Source organism: Leptolyngbya sp. 7M (assembly GCF_018128485.1).
Genome location: NZ_CP070897.1, coordinates 434,759 through 459,385 on the forward strand (window position 1 = coordinate 434,759; position 24,627 = coordinate 459,385).

General features: G+C 50.3%; 22 protein-coding genes and 1 pseudogene. 9 read left to right on the forward strand and 14 right to left on the reverse strand.

Annotation, left to right across the window (positions count from 1 at the left end):
- Positions 1–187 precede the first annotated feature (187 nt).
- Positions 188–1,102: a fibronectin type III domain-containing protein gene (locus tag JVX88_RS02125; RefSeq protein ID WP_211625304.1), complete on the reverse strand. Its 915-nt coding sequence runs from the start codon at positions 1,100–1,102 to the stop codon at positions 188–190.
- Between the two features lie 228 nt (positions 1,103–1,330).
- The gene (gene hslU / locus JVX88_RS02130; RefSeq protein WP_211625306.1) at positions 1,331–2,476 is read right to left on the reverse strand and encodes an ATP-dependent protease ATPase subunit HslU; all 1,146 of its coding nucleotides are present in this window, start codon (positions 2,474–2,476) and stop codon (positions 1,331–1,333) included.
- A 106-nt stretch (positions 2,477–2,582) separates the two neighbouring features.
- On the opposite strand from hslU, the gene pstB reads away from it, so the two are divergent.
- Both pstB and phoU read left to right on the forward strand, forming a co-directional pair.
- Positions 2,583–3,341, forward strand: a complete 759-nt coding sequence (gene pstB, locus JVX88_RS02135) for a phosphate ABC transporter ATP-binding protein PstB (protein WP_211625308.1) — start codon at positions 2,583–2,585, stop codon at positions 3,339–3,341.
- A 53-nt stretch (positions 3,342–3,394) separates the two neighbouring features.
- A complete protein-coding gene (gene phoU / locus JVX88_RS02140; RefSeq protein ID WP_211625310.1) occupies positions 3,395–4,057 on the forward strand; it encodes a phosphate signaling complex protein PhoU in 663 nt (220 codons plus the stop codon).
- Between the two features lie 31 nt (positions 4,058–4,088).
- Here phoU and JVX88_RS02145 read toward each other — a convergent pair whose 3' ends face one another.
- Both JVX88_RS02145 and JVX88_RS02150 read right to left on the reverse strand, forming a co-directional pair.
- Positions 4,089–4,556, reverse strand: a complete 468-nt coding sequence (locus tag JVX88_RS02145) for a PaaI family thioesterase (RefSeq protein ID WP_211625312.1) — start codon at positions 4,554–4,556, stop codon at positions 4,089–4,091.
- A gap of 49 nt (positions 4,557–4,605) precedes the next feature.
- Positions 4,606–5,637, reverse strand: a complete 1,032-nt coding sequence (locus JVX88_RS02150) for a TerC family protein (RefSeq protein ID WP_211625314.1) — start codon at positions 5,635–5,637, stop codon at positions 4,606–4,608.
- 292 nt (positions 5,638–5,929) lie between these two features.
- On the opposite strand from JVX88_RS02150, the gene JVX88_RS02155 reads away from it, so the two are divergent.
- Both JVX88_RS02155 and JVX88_RS02160 read left to right on the forward strand, forming a co-directional pair.
- Positions 5,930–7,630 (forward strand): carbon starvation protein A, encoded by a 1,701-nt coding sequence (locus JVX88_RS02155; RefSeq protein ID WP_211625315.1) that lies wholly within the window; start codon positions 5,930–5,932, stop codon positions 7,628–7,630.
- Positions 7,631–7,694: 64 nt separating this feature from the next.
- Positions 7,695–8,426: an MBL fold metallo-hydrolase gene (locus JVX88_RS02160; RefSeq protein WP_211625316.1), complete on the forward strand. Its 732-nt coding sequence runs from the start codon at positions 7,695–7,697 to the stop codon at positions 8,424–8,426.
- Here the strand turns inward: JVX88_RS02160 and JVX88_RS02165 are convergent.
- A complete protein-coding gene (locus JVX88_RS02165) occupies positions 8,423–8,809 on the reverse strand; it encodes a hypothetical protein (RefSeq protein ID WP_211625317.1) in 387 nt (128 codons plus the stop codon). The two genes, JVX88_RS02160 and JVX88_RS02165, sit on opposite strands and share 4 nt — an antisense overlap.
- A gap of 80 nt (positions 8,810–8,889) precedes the next feature.
- Positions 8,890–9,519: a hypothetical protein gene (locus JVX88_RS02170; protein ID WP_211625318.1), complete on the reverse strand. Its 630-nt coding sequence runs from the start codon at positions 9,517–9,519 to the stop codon at positions 8,890–8,892.
- Positions 9,520–9,665: 146 nt separating this feature from the next.
- Here JVX88_RS02170 and JVX88_RS02175 point away from each other — a divergent pair, with 146 nt between their 5' ends.
- Positions 9,666–10,820: a saccharopine dehydrogenase family protein gene (locus JVX88_RS02175; protein ID WP_211625319.1), complete on the forward strand. Its 1,155-nt coding sequence runs from the start codon at positions 9,666–9,668 to the stop codon at positions 10,818–10,820.
- 71 nt (positions 10,821–10,891) lie between these two features.
- Here the strand turns inward: JVX88_RS02175 and JVX88_RS40380 are convergent, their stop codons facing one another.
- The 3 genes from JVX88_RS40380 to dnaK all read right to left on the reverse strand — a co-directional run bounded on the left by JVX88_RS40380 (position 10,892) and on the right by dnaK (position 14,491).
- On the reverse strand, positions 10,892–11,317 hold the full coding sequence (locus JVX88_RS40380) for a heat shock protein transcriptional repressor HspR (RefSeq protein ID WP_211625321.1): 426 nt from the start codon (positions 11,315–11,317) through the stop codon (positions 10,892–10,894).
- A complete protein-coding gene (dnaJ, locus tag JVX88_RS02185) occupies positions 11,314–12,465 on the reverse strand; it encodes a molecular chaperone DnaJ (RefSeq protein WP_211625323.1) in 1,152 nt (383 codons plus the stop codon). The genes JVX88_RS40380 and dnaJ overlap by 4 nt, the downstream gene beginning before the upstream one ends.
- 85 nt (positions 12,466–12,550) lie before the next feature.
- Positions 12,551–14,491 (reverse strand): molecular chaperone DnaK, encoded by a 1,941-nt coding sequence (dnaK, locus tag JVX88_RS02190; protein ID WP_211625325.1) that lies wholly within the window; start codon positions 14,489–14,491, stop codon positions 12,551–12,553.
- Positions 14,492–14,758: 267 nt separating this feature from the next.
- Between dnaK and JVX88_RS02195 the strand changes: the two genes are divergently transcribed.
- The gene (locus tag JVX88_RS02195; protein ID WP_211625326.1) at positions 14,759–14,935 is read left to right on the forward strand and encodes a hypothetical protein; all 177 of its coding nucleotides are present in this window, start codon (positions 14,759–14,761) and stop codon (positions 14,933–14,935) included.
- A 398-nt stretch (positions 14,936–15,333) separates the two neighbouring features.
- Here JVX88_RS02195 and JVX88_RS02200 read toward each other — a convergent pair whose 3' ends face one another.
- The 4 genes from JVX88_RS02200 to JVX88_RS02215 are packed head-to-tail and all read right to left on the reverse strand — an operon-like array spanning position 15,334 to position 18,527.
- On the reverse strand, positions 15,334–15,933 hold the full coding sequence (locus JVX88_RS02200; protein WP_211625328.1) for a CDP-alcohol phosphatidyltransferase family protein: 600 nt from the start codon (positions 15,931–15,933) through the stop codon (positions 15,334–15,336).
- On the reverse strand, positions 15,930–16,790 hold the full coding sequence (locus JVX88_RS02205) for a metallophosphoesterase (RefSeq protein WP_211625330.1): 861 nt from the start codon (positions 16,788–16,790) through the stop codon (positions 15,930–15,932). The genes JVX88_RS02200 and JVX88_RS02205 overlap by 4 nt, the downstream gene beginning before the upstream one ends.
- A gap of 29 nt (positions 16,791–16,819) precedes the next feature.
- Positions 16,820–18,028 carry a tyrosine--tRNA ligase gene (gene tyrS / locus JVX88_RS02210; RefSeq protein WP_211625332.1) on the reverse strand — a complete coding sequence of 403 codons (1,209 nt, stop codon included), beginning with the start codon at positions 18,026–18,028 and terminating at the stop codon, positions 16,820–16,822.
- A 13-nt stretch (positions 18,029–18,041) separates the two neighbouring features.
- Positions 18,042–18,527, reverse strand: a complete 486-nt coding sequence (locus JVX88_RS02215) for a GNAT family N-acetyltransferase (RefSeq protein WP_211625334.1) — start codon at positions 18,525–18,527, stop codon at positions 18,042–18,044.
- A 163-nt stretch (positions 18,528–18,690) separates the two neighbouring features.
- On the opposite strand from JVX88_RS02215, the pseudogene JVX88_RS43835 reads away from it, so the two are divergent.
- Positions 18,691–18,948 (forward strand): annotated as a pseudogene (locus JVX88_RS43835) (pyrroline-5-carboxylate reductase family protein); the annotation flags it as partial.
- Here the strand turns inward: JVX88_RS43835 and JVX88_RS02225 are convergent.
- The gene (locus JVX88_RS02225; protein ID WP_211625336.1) at positions 18,876–21,146 is read right to left on the reverse strand and encodes a diguanylate cyclase domain-containing protein; all 2,271 of its coding nucleotides are present in this window, start codon (positions 21,144–21,146) and stop codon (positions 18,876–18,878) included. The pseudogene JVX88_RS43835 and the gene JVX88_RS02225 overlap by 73 nt on opposite strands.
- A gap of 315 nt (positions 21,147–21,461) precedes the next feature.
- Between JVX88_RS02225 and trmFO the strand changes: the two genes are divergently transcribed.
- Together trmFO and ettA are read left to right on the forward strand one after the other, a co-directional pair.
- Positions 21,462–22,829, forward strand: coding sequence for a methylenetetrahydrofolate--tRNA-(uracil(54)-C(5))-methyltransferase (FADH(2)-oxidizing) TrmFO (gene trmFO / locus JVX88_RS02230; protein ID WP_211625338.1), 1,368 nt, complete (start codon positions 21,462–21,464; stop codon positions 22,827–22,829).
- 82 nt (positions 22,830–22,911) lie between these two features.
- Positions 22,912–24,600, forward strand: coding sequence for an energy-dependent translational throttle protein EttA (gene ettA / locus JVX88_RS02235; protein WP_211625339.1), 1,689 nt, complete (start codon positions 22,912–22,914; stop codon positions 24,598–24,600).
- The last annotated feature ends 27 nt before the right edge of the window (positions 24,601–24,627 follow it).

Genomic DNA, 24,627 nt, shown 5'->3' on the forward strand with positions numbered 1-24,627 from the left:
ATCCGGCTCGGAAAGTATGAGTGGGAAAAACGACGAACAGGGACACTTTTGAGGATCTTGTCGGCGCAAGGCTCTTGATCCAAGATAGAGTTAACTGAACTAAGAGATGATAGGTCCGTTGCCGGCATGCAGCGGGCCTTTTCTCTATTTACTTAGACGCTGCTCAGAAGGGAATTTGCCAAAATTTTTACGGGACAGTTTCACTCACGATCTCGCTTGGTTTACTGACGTTCTTGAATGTGTCCGTTGCTGTTATGTAATAAAAATATGTTCTGCCAGATACAACATTTTCGTCAACAAAGGTTGTTTTAGGCGTCAAATCTGGCATCAGAAGCTGCCATTCCTCGATCGGTGTATCTCGGTCTTCAGAACGATAAATACTGTAGCCTGCGATGTCTTTCTCAGGATTTGCCGGGAAAAAGATAGAGATCGAGGTCGGCGAGGCTGCGATTGTGATTGACGAGGGCGGGGAAGGAGGGAATGTGTCAACCGGTGAAACCTCGATCAAGTTAGATTCGGTGCTTTCGACGGCGCGCCCCTCGGCACCGGTGGAAACGGCTCGAACAAAATAGAAATACTTCTTTCCAAACTCAAAAAATTGATCTGAATATTCTTGATCAGTTATAGGGTCACGATTCAGCAGTCGTCCTGCGACTGCTTCGGACTCCGAACGATAAATATTATATCCGATGAGGTTCAGCGGTTGTGAGCCGTCAACATTCTCGGTCGGAGCACTCCAAGTCAAGCGAATCTCTTCTTGCGATACTTCATATGAAAGAGACGTCGGGGCTGAAGCAATGCTCGGTGCAGGTTCTAGTACAACAACGTTAGAAAAGGCAGCTCGCTGGCCGGATGCGTTAACAAAACGGATCGCATAGCGTAGTCTTACCGGTTGACCGGCAAACTGCAGCGTATCACGATAGGTCATGGTTTTCAGACCAAAATCATTCTCTTCAAATCGCTGGGAACCAATTACCACAGATCGACTGGCAAATTCATCTTCAGTGATCCGCGGAGCTGCAGAAAGTGGCTCCGCAAGCCGATAGATCTCAGCCCTTTCTATATAAAGAAGGCTGCCGGGATCTGCATTTCTGGCAGGCATTTTCCACGAAAGTATGATGGTATTACCTCGTTGAAAAGCGCTTAATTCAGCACGCTGTTCAACTCTCTCTTTTGGTGGCTGGGGAGGTGTCCTTTTGCCACACTGGAATCCGCTCGAGAGCATAAGCGCCGCAGATAGCATCAGCAGCTTAAAATAAGAGTGCTTAAAAAGATAGATCATTGATTCCACCATTACCATATGCAGAGCCAATGCACCGGTGCTTAATTCCTAAAGTATGTACTGACGCAGATCTCTGTCCTCTACCAAATCGCCGAGTTTCTTTTCAACATACTCGGCATCGATCACTTGCCTTTTTTCCGGTAATTCACTACCAAGGTAGCTCACCTCGTCAAGTAACTTCTCAAGCAGAGTATGAAGCCTCCGGGCTCCTATATTCTCAGTAGATCGATTCATCTCTACAGTGAATTCAGCAATACGTGTGATCGCATCGTCAGTAAACTCGAGCTCGATCCCCTCGGTGCTTAAAAGTGCCTGATACTGTTTAATCAAGGAATTCTTTGGCTGCGTTAGTATGCGCTTAAGGTCGTCCAGTGTTAAAGGCTCAAGCTCAACCCGGATGGGAAAACGGCCTTGTAGTTCAGGGATAAGATCTGAAGGTTTTGAAACGTGGAAGGCTCCGGCAGCGATAAACAGAATATGCTCGGTGCTAACCATTCCGTATCGAGTGTTTACATTCGTCCCTTCAACGATCGGCAACAGATCGCGCTGAACACCTTCACGCGAAACCTCGGGGCCCGTGCCGGTTTCCCTTCCGGCGATCTTGTCTATCTCATCAAGAAAAATGATACCGGAATTCTGGACCTTTTCTATTGCCTGACGTGTTATCTGTTCCATATCGACGAGTCTTTCTTGCTCATCTCGCACCAGATATTCCAGAGCTTCGGCTACTCGCATCTTTCGTCTTACTGTCTTTGAAGGAAAAATATTGCCGAACATATCACGAAGGTTCACGCCCATCTCCTCCATTCCCTGCCCACCGATAAAATCGATGGTTGCGGGGCCGCGATCCTGCGTATCTATTTCGATCAAACGTTCGTCCAGATCCCCGGATCGAAGTTGCTGACGAAGTTTTTCTCGCGTTCTGTTTGCGGATGATTCGGAATCACTTTCAGTCTCAGATCCATAATGAAGTGATGCAGGGGGTAAAAGTATATCCAATATCGATTCTTCTGCATTTTGCTTTGCCCGGTCGCTAACCTGCTCATAGGCGGCCTGCTTGGTCATATCCACCGAGACATCGGTAAGTTCACGGATCATGCTTTCCACATCGCGTCCAACGTAACCCACCTCAGTAAATTTCGATGCTTCGATCTTGGTTCGAGGTGGAGCATGCGATGGCTTGGGCTGCGACACTGCTGCTCGTCGGTCTGATCCTGGTCATAAATATCATTGTGAGGATCTTAACGAGGAAGAGACATTAGCCGTCGCGTGGCTTTAGGGCTCTTTTGGGCAGATGCTGATGACAACAAAGATCAAAATATCCGGGTTAGATTTTTTCTACGGCAGCGAGCAGGCCCTTTATGGCATCTCGTTGGAAATACCTGAGCGCGAGGTTATAGCTTTTATCGGTCCTTCTGGTTGCGGTAAATCAACCTTCCTGCGAACACTTAATCGAATGAACGACACGATCCCGATCGCGTCGGTCAAAGGAAAGGTTGAGATCGATGGCAGGGATATCTATGCTCCCGGGACCGACGTCGTCGCCCTTCGCAGAAAGGTCGGGATGGTCTTTCAGAAATCGAACCCATTTCCCAAGTCGATCTTTGAGAATGTTGCTTACGGAATTAGGATCAACGGGATACACACAAGCAGAACAGACCTTAACGAGCGTGTTGAGAAAGCACTTCGTGATGCCGCTCTTTGGGAAGAGGTTAAAGATAGATTGAATAGTTCTGCCTTTGGGCTTTCCGGCGGGCAGCAGCAGCGGCTGTGTATCGCCAGGGCACTTGCCGTTCAACCCGAAGTAATCCTGATGGATGAACCGGCCTCAGCTCTTGACCCGATCGCCACTCAGAAGATCGAAGAGTTGGTGGTCGAGCTAAAGAAGAATTATACGATCGTTATCGTTACGCACAATATGCAGCAAGCAGGCCGGGTCTCTGACAGAACGGCGTTCTTTATGCTCGGCAAACTTATTGAATACAACCCGACTCAAAAGATGTTTACGAATCCGGATGAAAAACTTACCGAGGATTATATAACCGGGCGATTCGGTTAGTTTTTGTTGTGATATAATTAAAAGATTTTACGGTTGATACCGCGCTTTAAAGAATGGAACACAGAATAATTGACCAACAGCTTGACCTGCTCCGCGATAAGATCCTGCTTCTTGGCGGTGCTACCGAAGCCGCGGTTAACCGCGCGATGCAGGCGTTGGTGGAACGAGACAGCGAACTTGCACGTAAAGTGCTCGATGAAGACAAGATAATCGATCAGATGGAGCTTGAGATCGATCGTCTTAGCATAGAGATACTTGCGCTTCAGCAACCGGCTGCGCACGATCTTCGCTTTGTGATCTCCGTCGCAAAGATCACACCTATCCTTGAGCGGATCGCCGACCATGCCAGCAGCATCGCTGAGGCAGCATTGATCTTGAATACCGAGCCGCAAATAAAGAATTATGTTGACTTTCCGATAATGGCCCGAACGGCAGCGGACATGCTTCGGACCGCTCTAGATGCCTTTACATCGGAAGATGCTCACACCTCTCGTGAAGTTATCAAGCGCGATAAAGAGATAGATGCCAGCTATAAGCGCGTCTTCAACGAACTGCTTGAGATGATGATCGACAATCCGGCTGCAACAACCGGTGCGGCGCATCTTTTATTTGTCGCAAAGCATCTTGAGAGGATCGGGGATTACGTAAAAGACATCTGTGAGCTGAATGTCTATCTTACCGAGGCAGCATTCATAAAACACTCCAAGATAAGCTGATCCGCCTAAACATTTGTGTAGAAATAAGGAGTCACCAGCGGTGAAATGCCGGATGACCTTCTTTTACAGCTACGAAAACTCCTCGACAGGTATCGCAAACCTTTCCGCCGGCGAGGAGCTCGGCTTCAACCGTTGCCCGGTCATCACCTGAATCGACCACACGAGCGCGCAACGTGATAGGCCCATCGACCGGAGTCGGGCGGAGAAGCTTTACGTGGAATTCAGCCGTTACAGTGCATGGTGCTGAACTCTCGCCGCGTTTCCTCATCAAATGCATTGTTGCTGCCCAATTCGAATGACAATCAAGCAGCGCTCCAATAATGCCCCCGTTTAGCACTCCAGGAAAAGCCTGGTGATGCGGCTCGGCGAGCCACTCAGCTACCAGCTCATCCCCCTCCTCAAAACTGCGTATGTGCAGGCCATTTTCGTTCGCAGGCCCGCAGCCAAAACAAATGCTTTTAGGTGAATAGACCTCTTGTACTGATCGCTCAGTATTCATAATGTGCCGAAAGTTTAGCACATCTCCGGCATCTTTCTGAGCTGCCCACTTATCCCGCAGATAATTCGATCTCAGACGGCTTCTTCTCACTTTTTGGGAAAAGCAGTGACGCAATGACCGAGATAAGTATCGTCGTTAATATGAATCCAAGCGACCACGTGATCGGGAACTTACCACCGAATGCGTCGTTCAGCCATACCATCTTAAGGCCCACAAAGATCAAAACCACGGAAAGCCCGTATTTGAGCAAATAGAACTTACTGACGGCACCGGCAAGCATAAAATACATCGACCGAAGTCCTAGTATTGCAAATATATTCGATGTAAAGACGATCATTGGCTCGGCGGTGATCGCAAAGATCGCCGGAACAGAATCTACGGCAAAGATGATGTCCGTCATCTCAAGAAAGAGCAATGCGATAAAAAGAGGGGTTGCTGCCCACCGCCCGTGCTCACGGACAAAGAACTTTTTCCCGTGCAGTTCTTTTGTAACGGGCATAAATCGGGTGAAAAGACGGATCACCGGGTTCTTCGCCGGCTCGATCTCTTTTTCCGGACCGAACATCATCTTCAAACCGGTTATTATCAAGAATCCACCGAAGAGGTATATCACCCAGTGAAACTGCATCAGCCACGAACCCATACCGATGAATATCGCTCGGAAGACAAGGGCTCCAATGATGCCATAGAAGAGGACGCGATGCTGATACTTAGCCGGTATCGCAAAATAAGCGAACACCACCACGAAAACAAAAATGTTATCGACCGATAATGATTTTTCTACTATGTAGCCGGTAAGAAACTCGAGAGATACATTCCACGCGGCAATGTCCGGAACAAATCCCGGTATTGACATCAGCCGCTCATCTAGAGGGAATTTCCAAAGTGTATACCGATAGAGAAGGAAATTGAAGACCAATGCAAGCGAGATCCACACCACGCTCCATATAGTTGCTTCCTTGAAAGAGACCTCGTGTTCCTTCCGATGAAACACACCAAGGTCAAGCGCGAGCATTAAAAGAACAAAACCGGTGAATCCAAGATAGAACCACCAATATTCGGCAAACGGAAAAAGACTCATACGTGAACCTCCTAGAACAGTAAGATCACGTCCGCAAAGAAGAAACCTCACGCGGACATTCTTCGTGTCAACGCGCAAGGTCTTGAATCTTCGCCTTTGGGCCGGAGCGATCTCGCTCGTATTGACGACCAAAAGGACCGCGGAGGGTTATCTACTCCCCTTGCCAAATTGTTATTTGCAAAGATAACTAAACAGGAAATAAAAGTCAAGATTTGGATAACTTGAACAATCAGCTGATGCTCGTGTAGATTTTATCGACGCTAGGCCTAATAAGATTTGACTATTTAACCTTATGCTAACCCTTCTCGCCATAGTTTTCCTTGCTTGGCTCGTTTTTGGATATTTCGGATATGGGCGTTGGATCGCCAAACAGTTCAGGCTTGATGACGAGCGGACAACGCCAGCCAACATCGTCAATGATGGACAGGACTTTGTGCCGATATCTCCCTTTTATTTATTCGGTCAGCATTTTTCGGCGATCGCGGCTGCCGGACCGATCGCGGGGCCAATAATCGCCTGCATCGCTTTTGGGTGGCTTCCCTGCCTTGTGTGGATCGCCATAGGCGTTGTTTTGATCGGCGCGGTCCACGATTTTTCGGCACTTACATCTTCCGTTCGCCACGGAGCACGCTCAATTGCCGAAATAACGCGCGAGCGCCTCGGCGGTGGGGCCGGCCGAGCGATGATGGCATTCATCTGGCTTGCTCTGGTCTATGTTATAGTCGCATTCACCGATATTACTGCGGGAACATTTGTCAGCGGGGATGAAGCTCTTTTAGGCGAAACGGGATTCGATCCGGGCGGCGCAGTTGCCTTCGCATCGATCGCATATCTATTGCTTTCCATAATTCTCGGGCTGGTAGAGCGATATCTAAAGCCGCCGTTGTGGTTGGCGACGATGATTTTTGTTCCGGCAACTTTCGGAGTTGCATATCTTGGCACTAAGTTCTCAACTGTATTTGCTTTTGGCCATCGATCTTGGGGTTTGATCATTCTTACATACTGCATCGCAGCATCTATAGTGCCTGTTTGGCTCTTGCTCCAGCCTCGCGGTTATCTTGGCGGATTTGTTCTGTACTCGGCGATCTTTGTGGGCATCATCGGCATATTTTTTGGCGGCTATACGATACAGCAGCCGGCCTTCAAGTCGTGGGATGTTGGCGGTATGACAGGAATGTTATTCCCTTTTCTGTTTGTAACTATTGCCTGCGGAGCGTGTTCCGGCTTTCACGGGCTCGTCTGTTCCGGCACGACCTCAAAACAGCTTGATAAAGAATCGCACGCACGTCCCATAGGTTATGGAGCAATGCTCGCGGAAGGTTTCGTTGCCTTCATGGCCCTGGTGGTGGTAATGATCGCCGGGAATGATATGCTCTTCGGCCCTGACGGAAAGGCATTTGCGGCCGGAAAGATCTATGGTAATGGCATCGGAGAGTTTTTGTCACTGATCATCGGACGGGAGAACCTGCCGTTCGCTATTACTTTCGGAGCGATGGCGTTTTCGACGTTTGTTTTTGACACGCTTGATGTCGGAATGCGTCTCGGCCGCTATCTGGTTCAGGAATTGATCGGTGTCGGCGGCTGGGTCGGAGCCCTTGTCGGAACGCTTGCGACCGTTGCCATTCCATTTTTTCTAATCTTTTACGCGAAACCGGGTTCGTGGATCGAATTCTGGACGCTTTTCGGTGCATCTAATCAGCTGCTCGCAGCCTTGACACTACTTTCAATAACCGCGTGGCTCTACAAGGCAAGAAAGCGGATCGCGTTCACCCTATTGCCAATGCTCTTTGTGCTGGCGATCACGTTGTGGGCACTTGCCTCTCTGGTCGTCGGGAATTTTCAGGCGTCAACGGGCCTTGATATAAAAATGGTCAATGGCATCGCTTCATTGATACTTATCGTTCTAGCGATATTTTTGGTGGTTACCGCGTTTTTCAAACTGCGTGGAGAGTATAAGGCAAGAACGGGGGCCGAGGTTGAATCGTTGGCGTGATACGTTAGATCGGAGAAGCACGCGTTCAATGATGCGGGATCCCGACTGATCGGAGAATGCAATTATGCTAACAATAACAGAGATCGCCCCTGACATCTTTCGTATCAATACCTTCATTTCCGAGGCCAACCTTGGGTTCAGCCAGTTCCTTGTCCGCGACGAGGAGCCGCTTCTTTTTCATACGGGAATGCGGGCATTGTTCCCTATGGTACGCGAAGCCGTCGGCTCACTAATTGATCCGGCAAAGCTGCGTTGGATCGGTTTCAGCCATTTTGAGGCCGATGAGTGCGGTTCACTGAATGAATGGCAAGCGGTCGCACCGCATGCAACCGCGGTCTGCAGCATGGTCGGGAAAATGGTCAGTATAGATGATTATTCTCAAACGAATCCTGCGAAGGGAATGGTTGACGGTGAGGAATTCTCAACGGGAAGCCACAAGTTCCGATTTCTGGCTACGCCGCATGTGCCTCACAACTGGGAGGCAGGGCTATTGTATGAGCTCACTGCCGGTGTGCTTTTTAGCTCGGATATTCTTCACCAGAATGGTGATGTTGAGCCACTAACATTTAACAGCGTTACCGATCGCACATATGAGACATTGAACGAAATGCAGGCTGGCCCTCTTGCCGGATACTTGCCCTACTCTGTTGATACTGACGAAACGCTAAGGCGCATTGCTGAGCTGAAACCAAAAACCATAGCGACAATGCACGGTTCTGTTTACAGCGGTAATGGCGAGAATGCAATTCTTGAATATGCAAAGATGTTGAAAGACGTTCTTGGTAGGAAGAATTAATCTTCCCGGACCGGAACATGGTCAAGCGTGCGTGTGGTGTGTTCGGTAACGCTGCCAATGCCCACATCTCGGGGTTCGTTCAATTGTGCGGTCGAAACCGGCCGAAGATAATTTGCGGCAATCTGCTCTTCGGGTCGATTCCCCTGATGGTTTTTCTCGGCCCCGGCCATTATCCCGGCTTGTCTTAGCACCAGATAGCAAATACCGAAGAGAGCCGCAAAATAGAAGAAGGCAATGGGGATCAGCTGATTCATCGCCAAACCGTACTTTGCAAAGATCCCGACAATGAACATAAAGAAGAAGAAGCCGCCCCCGCCGATCCAAGAGATGGACATTGTAAGGTTTGAAGCTAGCGACCGACGATGCGGATCTAATTCCTGCATCCGGCGCCCGCACCGGCTACAATAAGTCAGCCCTTCCAAGATCTGTGTCCCACAGCCTGAACAATACATTTTCTAATGCCCTATTGCTTTATCGGCCCGATCTTCTCCTCGAGCCAATTCGTAAGGTCATCAACTGATTCGATGTGCACCGGTTTTCCTCGCCATGCCTTGATCGCAAAGATCAAAAGCAGGACGGTGCTAGCCACCGTGAAGATGCCGTTACCTAATTGGGCGAGATCAGTTACCTTTCCGATGATACCAAGAAGCGTGGTCACTATGAGAACTCCGACATGTGCGGCAAGCCCCTGCGCCGCATGGAAACGCACCCGCGATTCCGTCTTCGGCATTATCAATAACAGAATAATCCCTGCAATAAGACCAATGGTGAAAGGGATATACGGAAGCCCGATCAGCCATCGCTCCGGTGTTCCCGTTTTTGCCACGATTCGATCGGACGTTTCGCCAACGTCCGGCAAACCGGCAGCCTGGTATGCCACCGGTGCCGCGCCGCCCATAAATCGATAGGCCTCAAACTGTTCCTCGGCCAAACGACGAGTGGTCTCTTCTGTAACGCTCGAAGGAGAAGTCGGGAATTCCGCAGTTTTGTAGGGGCTGTTGGGCGAAGTGTAGTCTCCGACGGAGGCCGTTTGAGCCTTTGCTTTGTCCGGAAATTCCGGATCTAAGGGGTTTGTATCGAATTTTTTCGGCATCCTCGATGGTATTCTACGATATTTAGACCTGAGTTGTTCAACTAAATGCGGCCCAGGATCAGCTTCTTACTAAACATGGTCCTTCTAGGGTCCTCTTCTTTCTTGACCAATTAGACCGCGGCAGTATTTCGGTTAGAATCTACTTGATGAAGATACTAGTTCTTGGAGCCGGGCGAATGGGCCACGGTGCTGCTTTTGACCTCATACACAACTCACCGGATGTGGACTCCGTTACTGTTGCTGATCAAGATATTAGCAAGGCCGATGCGGTTGCGTCTGCCGTAGGCACTACTAAGATCGAATCCCGGCATATAGACGCTTCGGATAATGCCTCGGTAAGGGATCTGATGCGTGGCCATGATTCCGTTATTTCGTGTGTGAATTATTGGTATAACGAGATGCTATCGCGGATCGCTATCGAGACAGGCTCTAATTTTTGCGATCTTGGGGGGAATAATTATGTTGTGGATTCCCAGTTGGCTCTCGATGCCGAAGCCAAGGCTGCAGGGATCAGTATCATTCCGGACTGCGGCCTTGCTCCGGGAATGGTCTCGATCCTTGCAATGCACGGCGCAAAGCAGTTTGAACAGCTCGATGAGATACACATTCGTGTGGGCGGTTTGCCGCAAGAGCCCGAGCCGCCCTTGGATTATCAGTTGGTATTTTCGGTCGAAGGTCTGATCAATGAATACGTTGAGATTGCCCGTGTTATCCGTAACGGAAAGATTACCGAAGTTCCGTCAATGACAGAACTTGAATCATTGCAATTTGAAGGATTTCCGCAGCTTGAGGCATTTCAAACAAGTGGGGGCACATCGACGCTTCCGGACACATTTCTTGGCAAGATAAAGGAACTTGACTACAAGACCATCCGATATGCAGGACACTGCGAGAAATTCAAGACCATGATAGATCTGGGGCTTTGCTCAAGCGAGGAGATCATAGTTGATTTTCAGAAGATCACGCCCAGGAAGGTCTTGGCCGAACTGCTGCAGAAATATCTTCCTGCAGACGGGCCTGACCACGTGCTTGTGCGGCTTGAGTTCAAAGGAATACAAAGGTCCGAAGACCCGCGGCCGACAAGACTCAGGTATGACATCATTGATAGTTTCGATGAGAGCACCGGCCTTTCAGCCATGATGCGCACAACTGCATTTCCGGCCTCGATAATTTCACAGATGATGGCACGCGGAGACGTGCTTGAACGCGGTGCAACACCGCAAGAAACAGTTATTGAATCGGACAAATTTGTTAAGGAGTTAGATCAGCGACAAATAACACTTATTGAGAAGTGGGTCTAGTATTAAGAGCTTTAGAGCTATAAAATATGATTGTGTGGGCTGCTGTGAGATCGGGAAGATAATATATCTTACTATACTTGGTTTTCCCGTCCTTGGATGTCAGCTTCGTTGTTTTCTTCAGGTCCAACAGTTCTGCGTATGCGCGAGACCGGGACAAGAGCATCGACCGGGCGATCCTCTCCGGCAGCACGATTGAATTCGGTGGCGTGGGTTCGGAGGTATTCGAAGAAGCGCTCAAATTCACGCTGCATCGCGTCCATCTTTTCCCTCATATTCAAGATTATCTCAACGCCGGCCAAATTAACGCCCAAGTCGCGTGTCAGCGAGAGGATCACCTCAAGGCGTTCGATGTCCCTGTCTTCATAAAGCCGAGTATTGCCGTCGGATCTGGAAGGCTTCAACAACCCTTCGCGTTCGTACATACGCAGTGTTTGCGGATGAATGTCAAACATCTCCGCAACCGCACTAATGGTGTATGTACGCGCACGCTTTTTCATTCTAGCCCCATTGACTTACGAGGATTCTCCGAATTCAGTTTTTCAAATTGACGGAGAACGTCCTTGGTCTCTTCCGAGAGTACTTTTGGCAATGTGATCTTCACCTCAACGAACTGGTCGCCGCGGAGCTTCGGATTGCGAAGGCTCGGGAACCCTCGTTCTCTTAACCGAAATTTCTGGCCGCTTTCGGTCCCGGGCGGGATCTTCAATTGTGCCTTGCCCTCTACTGTCGGCACCTCGATCTTTGTACCAAGGGCCGCTTCCGGAACCGTTATTGGTACTGTTACGTAAACATTGTCGCCCTTTCTGGTAAGGAAAGGGTGCTTCCCAACGTTTGTCAGAATATAAAGGTCGCCGGGTTCCGCACCTAGCCTGCCACCGTGGCCCTTTTTAGGAATACGAACGCGCGAACCCGTATCGACCCCTGCAGGGATCTTTATCTTTACTTGTTCTGATTTTGGTGTCGTTCCTTTACCACTGCAGAGCGAACACGGCGTCCGCCGACGGCCCGTGCCGCTGCAATCAGGACACTCCTGCGAGAATTGAAGACGTCCGCCGGTCTTTAGTACCTGTCCGGTTCCTTTACAGGTGGTGCAGGTGACGACTGGCCCGCCGGTATCGCCAGCCCCCTGACAACGTGAACACTGCTCGGAGCGGTTCACGGTGATGTTTGTAACGAGGCCGGAAAATGCTTCTTCAAAGCTGAGTGCCAGCGGTATCTCGATATCACGGCCGCGTTTCGGGATCGCCCGTGGCGGTTCCGCCTCCACGCGGGTGCCGCCACCGAAAAGATCCGAGAAGATATCTCGAAAACTGGAACTGCCGCCTGAAGATCCGGATTCCCACTGAAATCCTGAAAAATCAAAGCCAGGGGCCGATGTTCCGCTACGCGCACCGGCGGCAAAAGGCGAATCAGCGTCAAGGTTATCATTGTAGTAACCAAAACGGTCGAAGACCTTACGCTTCTTCTCGTCCGAAAGAACGTCGTAAGCCTCCTGAACCTCTTTGAAACGTTCCTCAGCAACCTTATCGTTCGGATTAACGTCCGGATGATATTTGCGCGCTAAACGGCGATAGGCCTTCTTTATCTCGTCGGCTTTGGCGTCTTTCGCAACTCCTAGTATCTGGTAATAGTCTTTCTTTGCCACGCGATCCAAAAAATGGGGTGACTGCGAAACCAACCACCCCAACTCAAACTCCCAGCTTTACCGATGGGAAAACACCGGCTCGCTGCTACTCTTTCTTTTCATCATCGACGTCAACGTATTCTGCCTCGATGACATTGTCGTCGGTCGAAGACGAGGAACCGTCGCCATCTGAGCCTGCTGAAGCAGAGGCCGCTTGATCCTGCTGCCCCGCGTCACCTGCGGCAGAGGCGGTCTGATTATAGATCACCTCCGCAAGCTTATGCGAGGCGGTCTGAAGCCTATCAAATGCGTTGTTCATTGCGTCAACGTCAGATCCGGCAAGTGCCGACTTGGCGTCGCCGATCGCTGCTTCAATTTCGCCTGAAGCGGCCGCGTCAAGCTTGTCTTTATTCTCAGAAAAGCTCTTTTCTACGCTGTAAACAAGTCCATCAAGCCGATTACGAGCCTCTATCTCCGCCTTTTTCTTTTCGTCCTCAGCCGAATGAGATTCGGCATCTTTCATCATCTTATCGATCTCTTCTTTCGACAATCCGCTGGAGGCGGTGATCGTGATCTTCTGCTCGCGGCCTGTTCCTACGTCTTTCGCAGAGACGTTAACAATTCCATTTGCATCGATATCAAACGTTACCTCTACCTGCGGTACGCCTCGAGGTGCCGGCGGAATGCCGACAAGATGAAACTTACCGAGCGTTTTGTTATCTCCGGCCATCGGACGCTCGCCCTGAAGGACGTGTACTTCGACCGAGGTCTGGTTGTCGGACGCAGTAGAAAAGATCTCGCTTTTTCGTGTCGGGATCGTGGTATTCCGCGGGATCATCGTCGTCATCACGCCGCCGAGTGTTTCGATTCCAAGCGTCAGCGGTGTAACGTCGAGCAAAAGGATATCGGTCTTTTCGCCGCCGAGGACACCTGCCTGAACGGCCGCACCTAACGCAACGACCTCATCTGGATTCACTGACTTGTTTGGGTCTTTGCCAAAGAACTCCTTGACCATTTCCTGAACCTTCGGAATACGGGTCGAACCACCAACCAACACTACTTCGTCGATATCTTTCGCAGTAATACCAGCGTCCTTTATTGCCTGCTCGACCGGCGGCATCAGACGCTTGAGGATAGGCTCGGCAAGAGCCTCAAATTTCGAGCGGGTCAGCTTCATTACAAGATGTTTTGGCCCGGATGCATCTGCTGTGATGAATGGCAGGTTGATCTCAGTCTCCATCGCAGATGAAAGCTCGACCTTTGCCTTTTCTGCAGCTTCTTTAAGCCGCTGAAGAGCCATCTTGTCACTTGTCAGATCAATGCCTTGGTCTTTCTTGAATTCATCGATGATCCATTTGATCAGAACCTCATCGACATCATCACCGCCGAGGTGTGTATCGCCGTTAGTCGATTTGACCTCGACAACGCCTTCGCCTACCTCAAGTATCGAAATATCAAAAGTTCCGCCGCCGAAGTCGAAGACCGCGATCGTCTCATCCTTTTTCTTATCCAAGCCATAGGCCAACGCAGCGGCTGTTGGTTCATTGACGATGCGAAGCACTTCAAGTCCCGCTATTTTGCCGGCATCCTTAGTGGCCTGACGTTGTGCATCATTAAAATATGCAGGAACGGTAATTACTGCCTTTTCGACCTTCGCGCCGAGGTAGTCTTCGGCAGATTGCTTCAATTTCTGAAGCACCATAGCCGCGATCTCCGGCGGACTGTATTGCTTTCCGTCAGCATTTATGCGTACATCGCCGTTCGATGCCTTTTCGACCTTGTAAGGGACCTGAGCTATTTCGCCCGTAACCTCGTCGTAGCGACGACCCATAAAACGCTTTATCGAATAAAGCGTATTTTCAGGATTCGTTACCGCCTGTCTTTTCGCGACTTGACCGACCAGCCTATTACCGTCTTTTGTAAATGCTACAACCGAAGGAGTAGTTCGACCGCCTTCAGAGTTTGTTATAACAACCGGTTCACCGCCTTCCATTACCGCGACGACCGAGTTAGTTGTTCCCAGATCGATTCCTATGATCTTGCTCATCTTTATGTATCTCCGATTCTAAAAGTGCCCTTTTCGACAAAAGCCAAGATTTAACTCACTTGAGTATAGTTATAATATAAAGGTTGAGCGTGGTATTGTCAAGTCTAAATTGATACATGATTGCGATCTATCCCATCTTGCCAGCTAGATCTCCAGTTACAGTTATCGATGAGCTCACCAATGACATTGTTTTTTCATACGATAAGGTTTAAAGGTTGCTACCCAAAAAATTTTGTAGTCACATTACCCCAAAGGAGGAACCTCATTATGTCTAGATTCAGACTCTTCTTTAGCCAGACGATCAGAAATGCAAAGACACATATGCCTCTGCCTCCCCCGCGAATGCCTAAGGTACCGACAATTCCAGCGCTTAATCCTAAGGCCGGATTTGATTGGATGAAATTTGCCAAAGAGTTTGGTCAATCCTGGTTGGAGGATAGATAACGGATGGCAAAGGCCCCGTACCGGTCCCGGCTCCCTTGGCGAGCTTGCCTATGTCGGTATGAAGGGCATATTCCAAAAACTCGGACCGAACGAGAAGGAGAGTGCGAAAGGTAGCTTATTGGCAAACGGCATCTCGTCACAGGGGCTCAGGAGATCAGTGATGTCAAAAGCCACTCAAGCATTCAGGACAAGGCTCAATTTGCGCGTTTTGTTCCCGAGAATTTCGGAGTTCTTGAACCCGTTATGCAAGCAAGCGGCATCGCAGCCGGAGCGGCTGGTTCGATAGGTGTTGGCGATGTTTATTTTGCTGCGATCTCCAAGACTAAGATGATGGATTAACGGATTTTGCAGTTATTATTTCTAATGAGGCCGAGGATCGCAACGGGTCGGAACTACGGCTAAGGTTCGCGTCCGGCATCGGTATCCATATTCGATTCTTCTTCCTTCATTAACCGCGCGACCTGGAAAATGTAATGAATGCCCGATGCCACCGCCAGCAAGACGACAAGAAAATAAACCGTAGGAAGGTAAAAGGAGGTCCCCGTAACCGCGGCAAGCAATATAAGAGAAACGGCTATCACCTGAACAAAGGTTGAAAGTTTCCCCAACCATGAAGGCCGGAACCCTTTAAATCCGGTCATTATATGGATAGCTCCCGCAACGGTAACGATCAACACATCACGTCCGATCACCGCGGCTGTGACCCAGAACGGGATGGGAAGATGCCTTACAGGCTCAAATACGTGCGGCAGAGACAGGACGACAAACGCAACAGTCATCAATAATTTATCTGCTATCGGATCGATGATCGTGCCGAGTTCGGATTCCTGTTTGAAACGTCTTGCAAGATACCCATCTATTCCGTCAGATACTCCGGCGATCACAAAAACTAATAGTGCCCAGATGCTATTGCCATAAAAAAGTAGACTGGCAAATACAGGTATCAGAGCCATTCGAAGAAACGTCAGCAGGTTTGGAACAGTAAGGATGGTGTTCATTCTGAACGAAGTTCTAGAAGAGAGATCTCTGGTGGACACTGATATCGTACCGGCAAGATCACAGTCCCGATGCCGCGTGTAATGTATATTTGTGAATCCTTTCTTCGATGAAGACCGGCTGTCCGACGGCGACGTATGATCCTGTTTCGTGAATCCCTTATACGTATCTGACCGCCGTGTGTATGACCGGAAAGCGTTAGGTCGATACCGGCGCGTACACATTGGCGGAAAATTATAGGGTTGTGGGCGAGCAGGAGTTTGAACTCGTCGGGATAGGAGCCTTTTAATGCAGCAGGGAGGTCGGTTCGCCCAACCATATGGTCATCAACACCGGCAAGCCAGAACGATGCATCGCGGACGGTAAATCTAAAGCCTTCGTTGATCAGCACATTAATGCCATTCGCACGCAAGGCTGAGGTAACATTACTACCATCCGTCCAGTGGTCATGATTACCAAGACAGGCATATGTACCAAACTCGGCGGACAATTTCCCGAGCATTTCTGCCACAGGTTCGATATATTCAGGCTCGTGAGAAACATAATCGCCGGTTAACACGAACATATCCGGCTTTAATCTGTTGGCGATCTTTACCGCACGCCCGATGTGTTCCAGGCCGGTTAGCGGGCTGTGATGGATATCCGATAGATGAATGATGCGGAAACCATCGAGCTTCTTCGGTAAACGGAAAAGTTTTATCTCTACACGTTCCAGGGAAAGAGTGTTGGCTTCATCGATCGCATATTTAGCGATCCTTGAGACATTCCCGGCAAATTCGCGCAGAGGGCGCTCGGCCGCCAATACGGTGGTGATCCGTTCGGTAAGTTTTTCCCGTTTTGCTCTTCGTGTGCCTAACATCTTTTGGGACTCGAATTATATCTTGTTGCTCAATCAAGTCCAATTATCTTAAGGATCTTTCTTTTGCCTACCTGGATAAGTATCTCTATGTGATTGACCGATATCTCAGCGCTTGAATTAGATGCCTTCTCACCGTTTATACGAACGCCGCCTTGTTCGATAAGCCGGCGTGCCTCGCCCTTTGAGGTTGCAAGCCCCGTTTCAACAAGCATCTCGGCGAGCCTGTAAGTGCCAGGCTCCATTCTCTTTATTTCAACATCAACGGGGATCTCTTTCTTGACAAAACGCCGATGGAAATCTTCCTCGGCGGCATCGGCATCGGCAGCCGAGTGAAAATCGGTGATGATGAGCTTTGCCAATTTTACTTTGAGGTTTCTAGGGTTCTCCCCATTCTCAACTTCGGATCTCAAACTCGAAATTTCAGTTGTTGTCAGGTCTGTCAGCAGCTCGTAGTATCGCCACATCAGATCGTCGGAGATGGACATCACCTTACCGAACATCTCGCCCGGCGGCTCTTCGATGCCGATATAATTGTTCAGCGATTTCGACATCTTCTGCACGCCGTCCAGGCCTTCGAGCAGCGGCGTGGTCATAATTACCTGCGGCTCCTGCCCGAATTCACGCTGCAGGTTGCGGCCCATCAGCAGATTGAATTTTTGATCCGTACCGCCGAGCTCCACGTCGGACTCAAGCGCGACGCTGTCATAGCCCTGCGTCAGCGGATACAGCAGTTCGTGCAGCGAGATGGGCTTTTCCTCCTGCATACGCTTTGTAAAATCGTCGCGTTCGAGTATCTGTTTGACGGTCGTTTTGGCACAAAGTTTTACAAAGTCAGCGGCAGTGAATCTGTCCATCCATTCGCCGTTGAAACGCAGCTCGGTCTTTTCAGGATCGAGCAGTTTGAACATCTGCTGTTTGTACGTTTCGGCGTTTGCGTTTACCTCATCACGCGACAGCGGCGGCCGCGTAACGTTCTTTCCCGAAGGGTCACCGATCATCCCCGTGAAATCGCCAATAAGAAAAATGACCGTGTGGCCAAGGTCCTGAAAAGCTTTCAGCTTCCGAATGACGACCGTATGGCCGAGGTGGATGTCCGGAGCTGTCGGATCAAGCCCGAGCTTTACACGAAGCGGTTTTCCGGTCTTTACGGACCGCTCCAATTTGTGTCGGAGGTCATCCTCGCGTATGAGGTCAACAGTGCCCTTTTTTAGAAACTCGATCTGTTCGTCGATGTTCATCGTAAAGCGGTAATTATAGCTTACGATACATAATGAAAGCATCTGTCAGGCCCAGAGTCTTGTGACGGAAGGCATCCGGAATGGCACCAATGATCTCCATTCCAAGACTTTGCCAAAGACGAACAGCAGCAGTATTTGTCGAAACGACAAAATTGAACTGCATAGCTGAGAAGCCGAGCCGCCGTGCCTCTTCGAGCGAGAACTCGCCCATCTGCCGCCCAACACCTTTGCCGTGTGCCTCGGGCGAGACCATATAAGCGGCATTACAGACATGGTCGCCAAGTCCAGACTGATTAGGCTTGAGCCAGAAAGAGCCGAGGACCATTCCCTCAGTTTCAGCGACGTAAACGTATTTCTCGGGTGAGAACCAGTACGCCATCATTTCGTCTTTCGGTGTAGCCGGATCGAAGACGTAAGTGTCGCCACCGGCGATCACCGCCTTGATGATCTGCCAAACTGCCTCTCGATCGCTTTCATTGGCATGTCTGATCGTTACCATAACCATTCAAATTATAGACAATACCTTAATGCTCACATATTGTGGACAAATGCAGATAAGATAATCTTCTTGCGGGATATATCAGAAGAATCAGAAATGTATGAGCAACAAAATGTATGATCTTAGCCTGGCCTTTATCGGCTGCGGCGTAATGGGCGAATCAATGGCTGCGGGACTGCTTCGTGAAGGTGTTGTGGAGGCGAGGGGGATCGCTGCCAGCCATCCGCGCGAGAATCGACGCGAAGAGCTGAAAGAAAAATACGGTATCGAGGTTTACGGGAGCAATGCCGAGGCGGCGCGAGCGGTTGCCGGACGGGAAAATTCTGCCGTCGTCCTTTGCGTCAAGCCTCAACGGCTCGGGAAAGTGCTCAATGATCTTGCCGGCGTCCTGCATCCGAATGACCTTGTGATCTCGATCATTGCCGGGGCTCGCATCGAACAGCTTGCAGAATCTCTCGGCACTGCAAAGGTCGTACGTGCGATGCCGAACACGCCAGCACAGATCGGTGCGATCCATTCGCCAAGCGGGACTATCAGACCGGTCTCTTCGGCAAGCGGGATGAACTTCATTGGCGGAACGAGGCCAAGCGAAGGATGCTGCCAACGAACAAGTGCTTCCATGCCGATAAGATCGCCCGATCCTAGCTCGATTATTGGCTGATAGTGGATTATGAATTCTTTTTCTTCAATGCCGCGACGGAGATCTGCCTCAAGCTCGACACGTTCTACAAGCGCTTCGTGCATCTTTGGTTCAAAGATCACGTAGCCGCCTTTCCCTCCACTCTTTGCAAGATACATCGCAAGGTCTGCGTTGCGGAGTAGTGCTTCAGATGAGGTTACCTCAGGTGAATTTGAGGCGATCCCGATGCTTGTCGAGATGTGCATCTCCTTTCCATCAACAAAGAAGGGCTGTTTAAAAACCTCAAGGATGCGTTCAGCAACCAGCACCGCCTCGTCCGGCCTATGTACAGCTTCTATTAGAACGGAGAACTCATCACCGCCGAAGCGTGCGGCCGTATCTGACGTTCGCAGACAATCCTGCAATCTTTCAGCGGCCGCCACAAGCAGCTTATCCCCGATGGCGTGGCCGAGAGAGTCATTAACCGATTTGAAATTATCAAGGTCGAGGAAAAGGACGGAGATCGATGCCTGTGTACGGCCCGCACGTGCCAGAGCATGATCGACACGATCGCGGAATAGAGCACGGTTAGCGATCTTTGTAAGCGGATCGTGAAGTGCCTGGTGTGTCAATTGTTCTTCGAGAAGTTTCCTTTCGGTAACGTCCATCATCGAGCCGAGCATTCGGACGGAGCGTCCGTTATCATCACGCACAAGATAACCTCGGTCGATGACATAGGCATAAGTCCCATCGCTTCGGCGGAAGCGATATTCTTCGGCCCATTTCGGTGTATCGCTTTCGATGACGCGCTTCATGCTGTAGGAAACACGCTCGGCATCTTCGGGGTGCAGGCATCTTGCCCAATCATCCAGCGTGTCGCCGATCTCATTCTTCCTGTATCCGAACATCTTTTCGAACCCTTCATTCCACCAGATCTTATTGGTTTGAAGGTCAAGGTCCCATACCGCATCGCTCGTCGCTCGGGTAACAAGCTCGAATCTCTCGTTGCTTTGGCGAATGGCTTCTTCGCTCTTTTTGCGTTCGATTGCGATGGCGATCTGGTCGGCTACGGAGCTCAAAAGGTCAACATCGCGTTCATTATACGTGTCCGAATTCTCGTAATCCTGGACCACGAGGACGCCGATCGTGCCCTGCGGTGTTTTTAGCGGAACTCCGAGCCAGATCGGCGAATCGGTACCGACCGATTCGATCTCGTCGGCCTCGATTAGGCGTTGTGCGTCTGCATCAGTGATAAGCATCGATCGACCCTGCCGGAACACATAGGCGGAAAGACCGCGGCCGACCTTGAATGGTGGCGGCATCGGATCAAATTGATCTACCCAGAACTTCATTGTCAGCATTTCGGTTGCAGGGTCTACCAGAGCGACGAAAAAATTTTCCGCGTAAACGATAGTTTTGATGGAATCATGAACGAGAGCAAGAAATTCTTCGAGATTCGCGGTCGATGTCACACCGTGAATTATCCGCGCGATGGCGCGCGATTCGGCCTCGAGGCGTTTGCGGTCCGAAATATCGCGGGCAACGCAAACGATCTTTTCTATACCATCTTTCGGATCAAGGAACTTCGCCGCCGAGAGCGATACCGAAAACCGGCTGCCGTCCTTTCGGATGCACCAGGTTTCAAGTCGTTCTGCCGTCAGATTTCGCTTCAAAGTTCGCTCGAATATCTTTGCGAAGAATTTTCGGTTCTTTGAGATAAGGCTGATCGGTTTTCCGATCAATTCTTCTTCCAGATATCCGGTTTGTTTTGATGTTGCAGGATTCACGCGTTCGATGGTGGCATCAGCGCGGATCACCAGGATCGCGTCGCGAATTGCGTTGAACACGATCTCCCCAAAGGAATGCGAGGCGCTATCAGAGACGGTCTCGCTTACGTGAAGATTACGAGAGGGAATAGGTACTGAATCGGGAACGACCTTTGAGGCGAACGGCGGATCGATCGGATTGCCGACCAGTTCAGGAGTTGATCGCGTTTCCATTGAACAGAGTGCCTGCGGGCAAGAGTTATGAAATGAATAGAGCTCTTTCTATTAGTTTCCGGCGGGAATGCAGCCGGACGGACTGCGGGAAGACCCTGCGGCAAAGAAAAGGCTCGCTATGCGAACCTATGAGAAAATAATGGCTTACGGACGCAAGCGCTGTCAAGGATTTTTTTCGCCGTAGAGTCTTGTGGAATGAGATATGAACTATACAGCAGCTGGCGCCTGAAGTGATCGAGTTCTCGGTAAATGCGATCGAAAGCTGGGGCAGGTCTCGCGGATAGGGTCATAAAATGAGAAAATGCCACTATATCTATGGTCGGATCGATCAACGTAGTTGGCGGAGGGCTTGCGGGCGTAGAGGCGGCTTGGCAGGCGGCAGAGTGTGGAGCAAGTGTGCGGCTTTATGAGATGCGCCCACAACGGCAGACGCCAGCGCACCGGACGGACAAGCTTGCGGAGATCGTCTGTTCAAATTCACTAAAAACCGACGAACCAGGAACGGCTCCTTACCTTTTAAAAGAGGAGCTCCGCCGCGGGGGTTCGCTTGTAATGGAGGCCGCGGCAGCAACCCGCGTGCCCGCCGGTGCCGCACTTTCGGTCGATAGAATAAAGTTCGCCGAATACATTACTGAACGCATCGAGGCTCATCCGAATATCAAAGTGGTGCGTGAGGAAGTAGCTTCGTTGCCTGATACAGGCGAAAGTGTCCGTGTTCCGACCATAATTGCCACAGGTCCCCTCACCAGTGATGCTCTTACCGCGGACATAATGAGATTTACCGGCGACGATCAGCTTTATTTCTATGACGCGATCGCCCCGATCATTGCCGCAGATTCCATCGATATGACCATCGCCTTCAAGGCGGCTCGGTATGGCAAAGGCGGCGACGATTACATCAACTGCCCAATGAATCGTGATGAGTACGAGATATTCTTCAATGCGCTTGTCGAGGCAAAAAGCGTCCCGCTAAAGCGGTTTGAGGAAACTCATTGGTTTGAGAGCTGCCTGCCGATAGAAGAGATAGCACGTCGCGGTGTCGATACGCTTCGTTTCGGGCCGATGAAACCAAAGGGCTTGCCTGATCCTCGGACAGGAGAAGAGCCATATGCGTGCGTCCAGCTTCGGCAGGAAAACCTGATGGCGGACGCTTATGGAATGGTCGGATTTCAGAACCATCTCCGCTACGGAGAACAGGAGCGCGTGCTTCGGCTGATACCGGGTTTGCAGAATGCAGAGTTTCTTCAGTTCGGCCAGATACATCGCAATACATTTATCAACAGTCCGCAAATACTGAATGAAACGCTCTCGACTCGAAAGGACTCGATGCTCTTTTTTGCCGGGCAGATAACAGGCGTCGAGGGCTACGTTGAATCGGTCGCGACCGGATGGCTCGCGGGTATAAATGCAGTGCGGGCTCTCCGCAGTGAGCCGCTGCTTGCCGCACCGCAAACCTCTGCCATTGGAGCTCTTTGCCGTTATGTATCAAATGTGGAAACAAAGAATTTTCAGCCGGTGAACATAACGTTCGGCCTGCTCGAACCGCTGCCGCTCGAATTAAGAAAGAAACACCGAAGCAAACGCGAACGCCATGCGGTTCAAGTAGAAAGAGCCCTGAAAGATTGGGATGATTGGGTGGTAAATTCACTCGGGAAGGCAAAGAGTTTAGTATTAGGATATTAAAGCCACGTGCAGAAGTTTTGTGATCAGCCGCTTGGATCTGCTTTGTGTGGTACTGGGCTTTTCCGAACGGTCTAGCTAGAAAATGAGCAATAACGAACCGAACAAGATCATCTTTTCGATGGTCAAAGTATCAAAGTTTTACGACAAGAAACCGGTCTTGAAGGATATTTATCTTTCTTTCTTTTATGGAGCAAAGATCGGCGTTCTGGGATTGAATGGCGCGGGAAAATCGAGCCTGTTGCGGATCATCGCAGGGATCGACAAGGACTTTAACGGCGAGGTCGTTTTTTCACCGGGATATTCGGTCGGTTATTTGGAACAGGAGCCAAAGCTGGACGACAAGAAGACGGTAAAGGAAACCGTCGAGGAAGCGGTTCAGTCAACCGTTGATCTTCTAAAAGAATTCGAGGAGATCAATGCACGATTTGCCGAACCTATGGACGACGATGAGATGGCAAAGCTCATCGAACGCCAGGGCGAAGTTCAGGAAAAACTGGATGCGGCGGATGCTTGGGACTTGGATTCACGACTTGAGATGGCGATGGATGCTCTCCGATGTCCGCCGCCGGATACACCGATCAAGAATCTTTCAGGCGGCGAGAAACGGCGTGTCGCGCTCTGCCGATTGCTTTTGCAAAAGCCCGACATCTTATTGCTTGATGAGCCCACGAATCATCTTGACGCAGAGACCGTCGCCTGGCTTGAGCAGCATTTGCAGCGTTATGAAGGTACCATCATCGCCGTAACGCACGACCGCTATTTTCTGGACAACGTGGCCGGCTGGATATTGGAACTCGATCGCGGTGAGGGAATTCCGTGGAAGGGAAATTATTCGAGCTGGCTAGAACAAAAACAGCAGCGGCTTGCCCAGGAACAAAAGACCGAGGATAAAAGGCAGAAGACCCTTGAAAGAGAACTCGAATGGATACGAATGTCGCCGAAAGGCCGCCATGCAAAATCAAAGGCACGCATCAATGATTACGAAAGGCTAGTAGCGACCGAAAGTGAAAAACGCAGCGAGGACCTTGAGATATTCATACCGCCTGGTGAACGGCTTGGCGATCTTGTCATAGAGGCGCAAGGCGTCAGCAAGGCATACGGCGACAGGCTGCTTTTTGAAGATCTCAATTTTTCTCTTCCACCCGGCGGCATTGTTGGCGTGATCGGTCCGAACGGCGCGGGGAAAACAACGCTCTTCCGGCTCATAACAGGTCAGGAAGATGCCGACAGCGGTGTTTTCAAGGTAGGGCCGACAGTGAAACTCGGGTATGTGGACCAATCTCGCGATTCGCTGGATGCGAATAAGAGCATATGGGAGGAGATATCCGACGGGCTTGATGTCATCCAACTTGGTAAACGCGAGATGAATTCGCGTGCATATGTATCGCGGTTCAATTTTTCGGGCAGCGATCAGCAAAAGCGCGTCGGACAGCTTTCGGGCGGCGAGCGAAATCGCGTTCATCTTGCAAAGATGTTAAAATCTGGTGCGAACGTTATTCTCCTTGACGAGCCCACCAATGATCTTGATGTCAACACGATGCGCGCGCTCGAAGAGGCGCTCGAAAACTTTGCCGGCTGTGCGGTCGTAATATCACATGACCGATGGTTTCTTGATCGTATCGCTACGCACATATTGGCTTTTGAAGGCGATTCACACGTCGAGTATTTTGACGGTAATTACAGCGAATACGAGGCCGACCGCAAACGCCGGCTTGGACATGATGCTGATCAGCCGCATCGCATAAAATATCGCAGCCTGACGCGAGCCTAGATGATCGCCTCGGAGCAGACGGCACGG

Bases quoted from the DNA above. Each gene is read 5' to 3' on its own strand.
- JVX88_RS02165 (WP_211625317.1), bottom strand. From the start codon at position 8,809: ATGCAGGAATTAGATCCGCATCGTCGGTCGCTAGCTTCAAACCTTACA.
- JVX88_RS40380 (WP_211625321.1), bottom strand. From the start codon at position 11,317: ATGAAAAAGCGTGCGCGTACATACACCATTAGTGCGGTTGCGGAGATG.
- JVX88_RS02160 (WP_211625316.1), top strand. From the start codon at position 7,695: ATGCTAACAATAACAGAGATCGCCCCTGACATCTTTCGTATCAATACC.
- tyrS (WP_211625332.1), bottom strand. From the start codon at position 18,028: ATGAACATCGACGAACAGATCGAGTTTCTAAAAAAGGGCACTGTTGAC.
- JVX88_RS02225 (WP_211625336.1), bottom strand. From the start codon at position 21,146: ATGGAAACGCGATCAACTCCTGAACTGGTCGGCAATCCGATCGATCCG.
- JVX88_RS02200 (WP_211625328.1), bottom strand. From the start codon at position 15,933: ATGAACACCATCCTTACTGTTCCAAACCTGCTGACGTTTCTTCGAATG.
- JVX88_RS02125 (WP_211625304.1), bottom strand. From the start codon at position 1,102: ATGCCTGCCAGAAATGCAGATCCCGGCAGCCTTCTTTATATAGAAAGG.
- dnaK (WP_211625325.1), bottom strand. From the start codon at position 14,491: ATGAGCAAGATCATAGGAATCGATCTGGGAACAACTAACTCGGTCGTC.
- JVX88_RS02195 (WP_211625326.1), top strand. From the start codon at position 14,759: ATGTCTAGATTCAGACTCTTCTTTAGCCAGACGATCAGAAATGCAAAG.
- trmFO (WP_211625338.1), top strand. From the start codon at position 21,462: ATGGTCGGATCGATCAACGTAGTTGGCGGAGGGCTTGCGGGCGTAGAG.
- JVX88_RS02175 (WP_211625319.1), top strand. From the start codon at position 9,666: ATGAAGATACTAGTTCTTGGAGCCGGGCGAATGGGCCACGGTGCTGCT.
- JVX88_RS02155 (WP_211625315.1), top strand. From the start codon at position 5,930: ATGCTAACCCTTCTCGCCATAGTTTTCCTTGCTTGGCTCGTTTTTGGA.
- ettA (WP_211625339.1), top strand. From the start codon at position 22,912: ATGAGCAATAACGAACCGAACAAGATCATCTTTTCGATGGTCAAAGTA.
- pstB (WP_211625308.1), top strand. From the start codon at position 2,583: ATGACAACAAAGATCAAAATATCCGGGTTAGATTTTTTCTACGGCAGC.
- JVX88_RS02145 (WP_211625312.1), bottom strand. From the start codon at position 4,556: ATGAATACTGAGCGATCAGTACAAGAGGTCTATTCACCTAAAAGCATT.
- JVX88_RS02170 (WP_211625318.1), bottom strand. From the start codon at position 9,519: ATGCCGAAAAAATTCGATACAAACCCCTTAGATCCGGAATTTCCGGAC.
- JVX88_RS02215 (WP_211625334.1), bottom strand. From the start codon at position 18,527: ATGGTAACGATCAGACATGCCAATGAAAGCGATCGAGAGGCAGTTTGG.
- JVX88_RS02205 (WP_211625330.1), bottom strand. From the start codon at position 16,790: ATGTTAGGCACACGAAGAGCAAAACGGGAAAAACTTACCGAACGGATC.
- JVX88_RS02150 (WP_211625314.1), bottom strand. From the start codon at position 5,637: ATGAGTCTTTTTCCGTTTGCCGAATATTGGTGGTTCTATCTTGGATTC.
- phoU (WP_211625310.1), top strand. From the start codon at position 3,395: ATGGAACACAGAATAATTGACCAACAGCTTGACCTGCTCCGCGATAAG.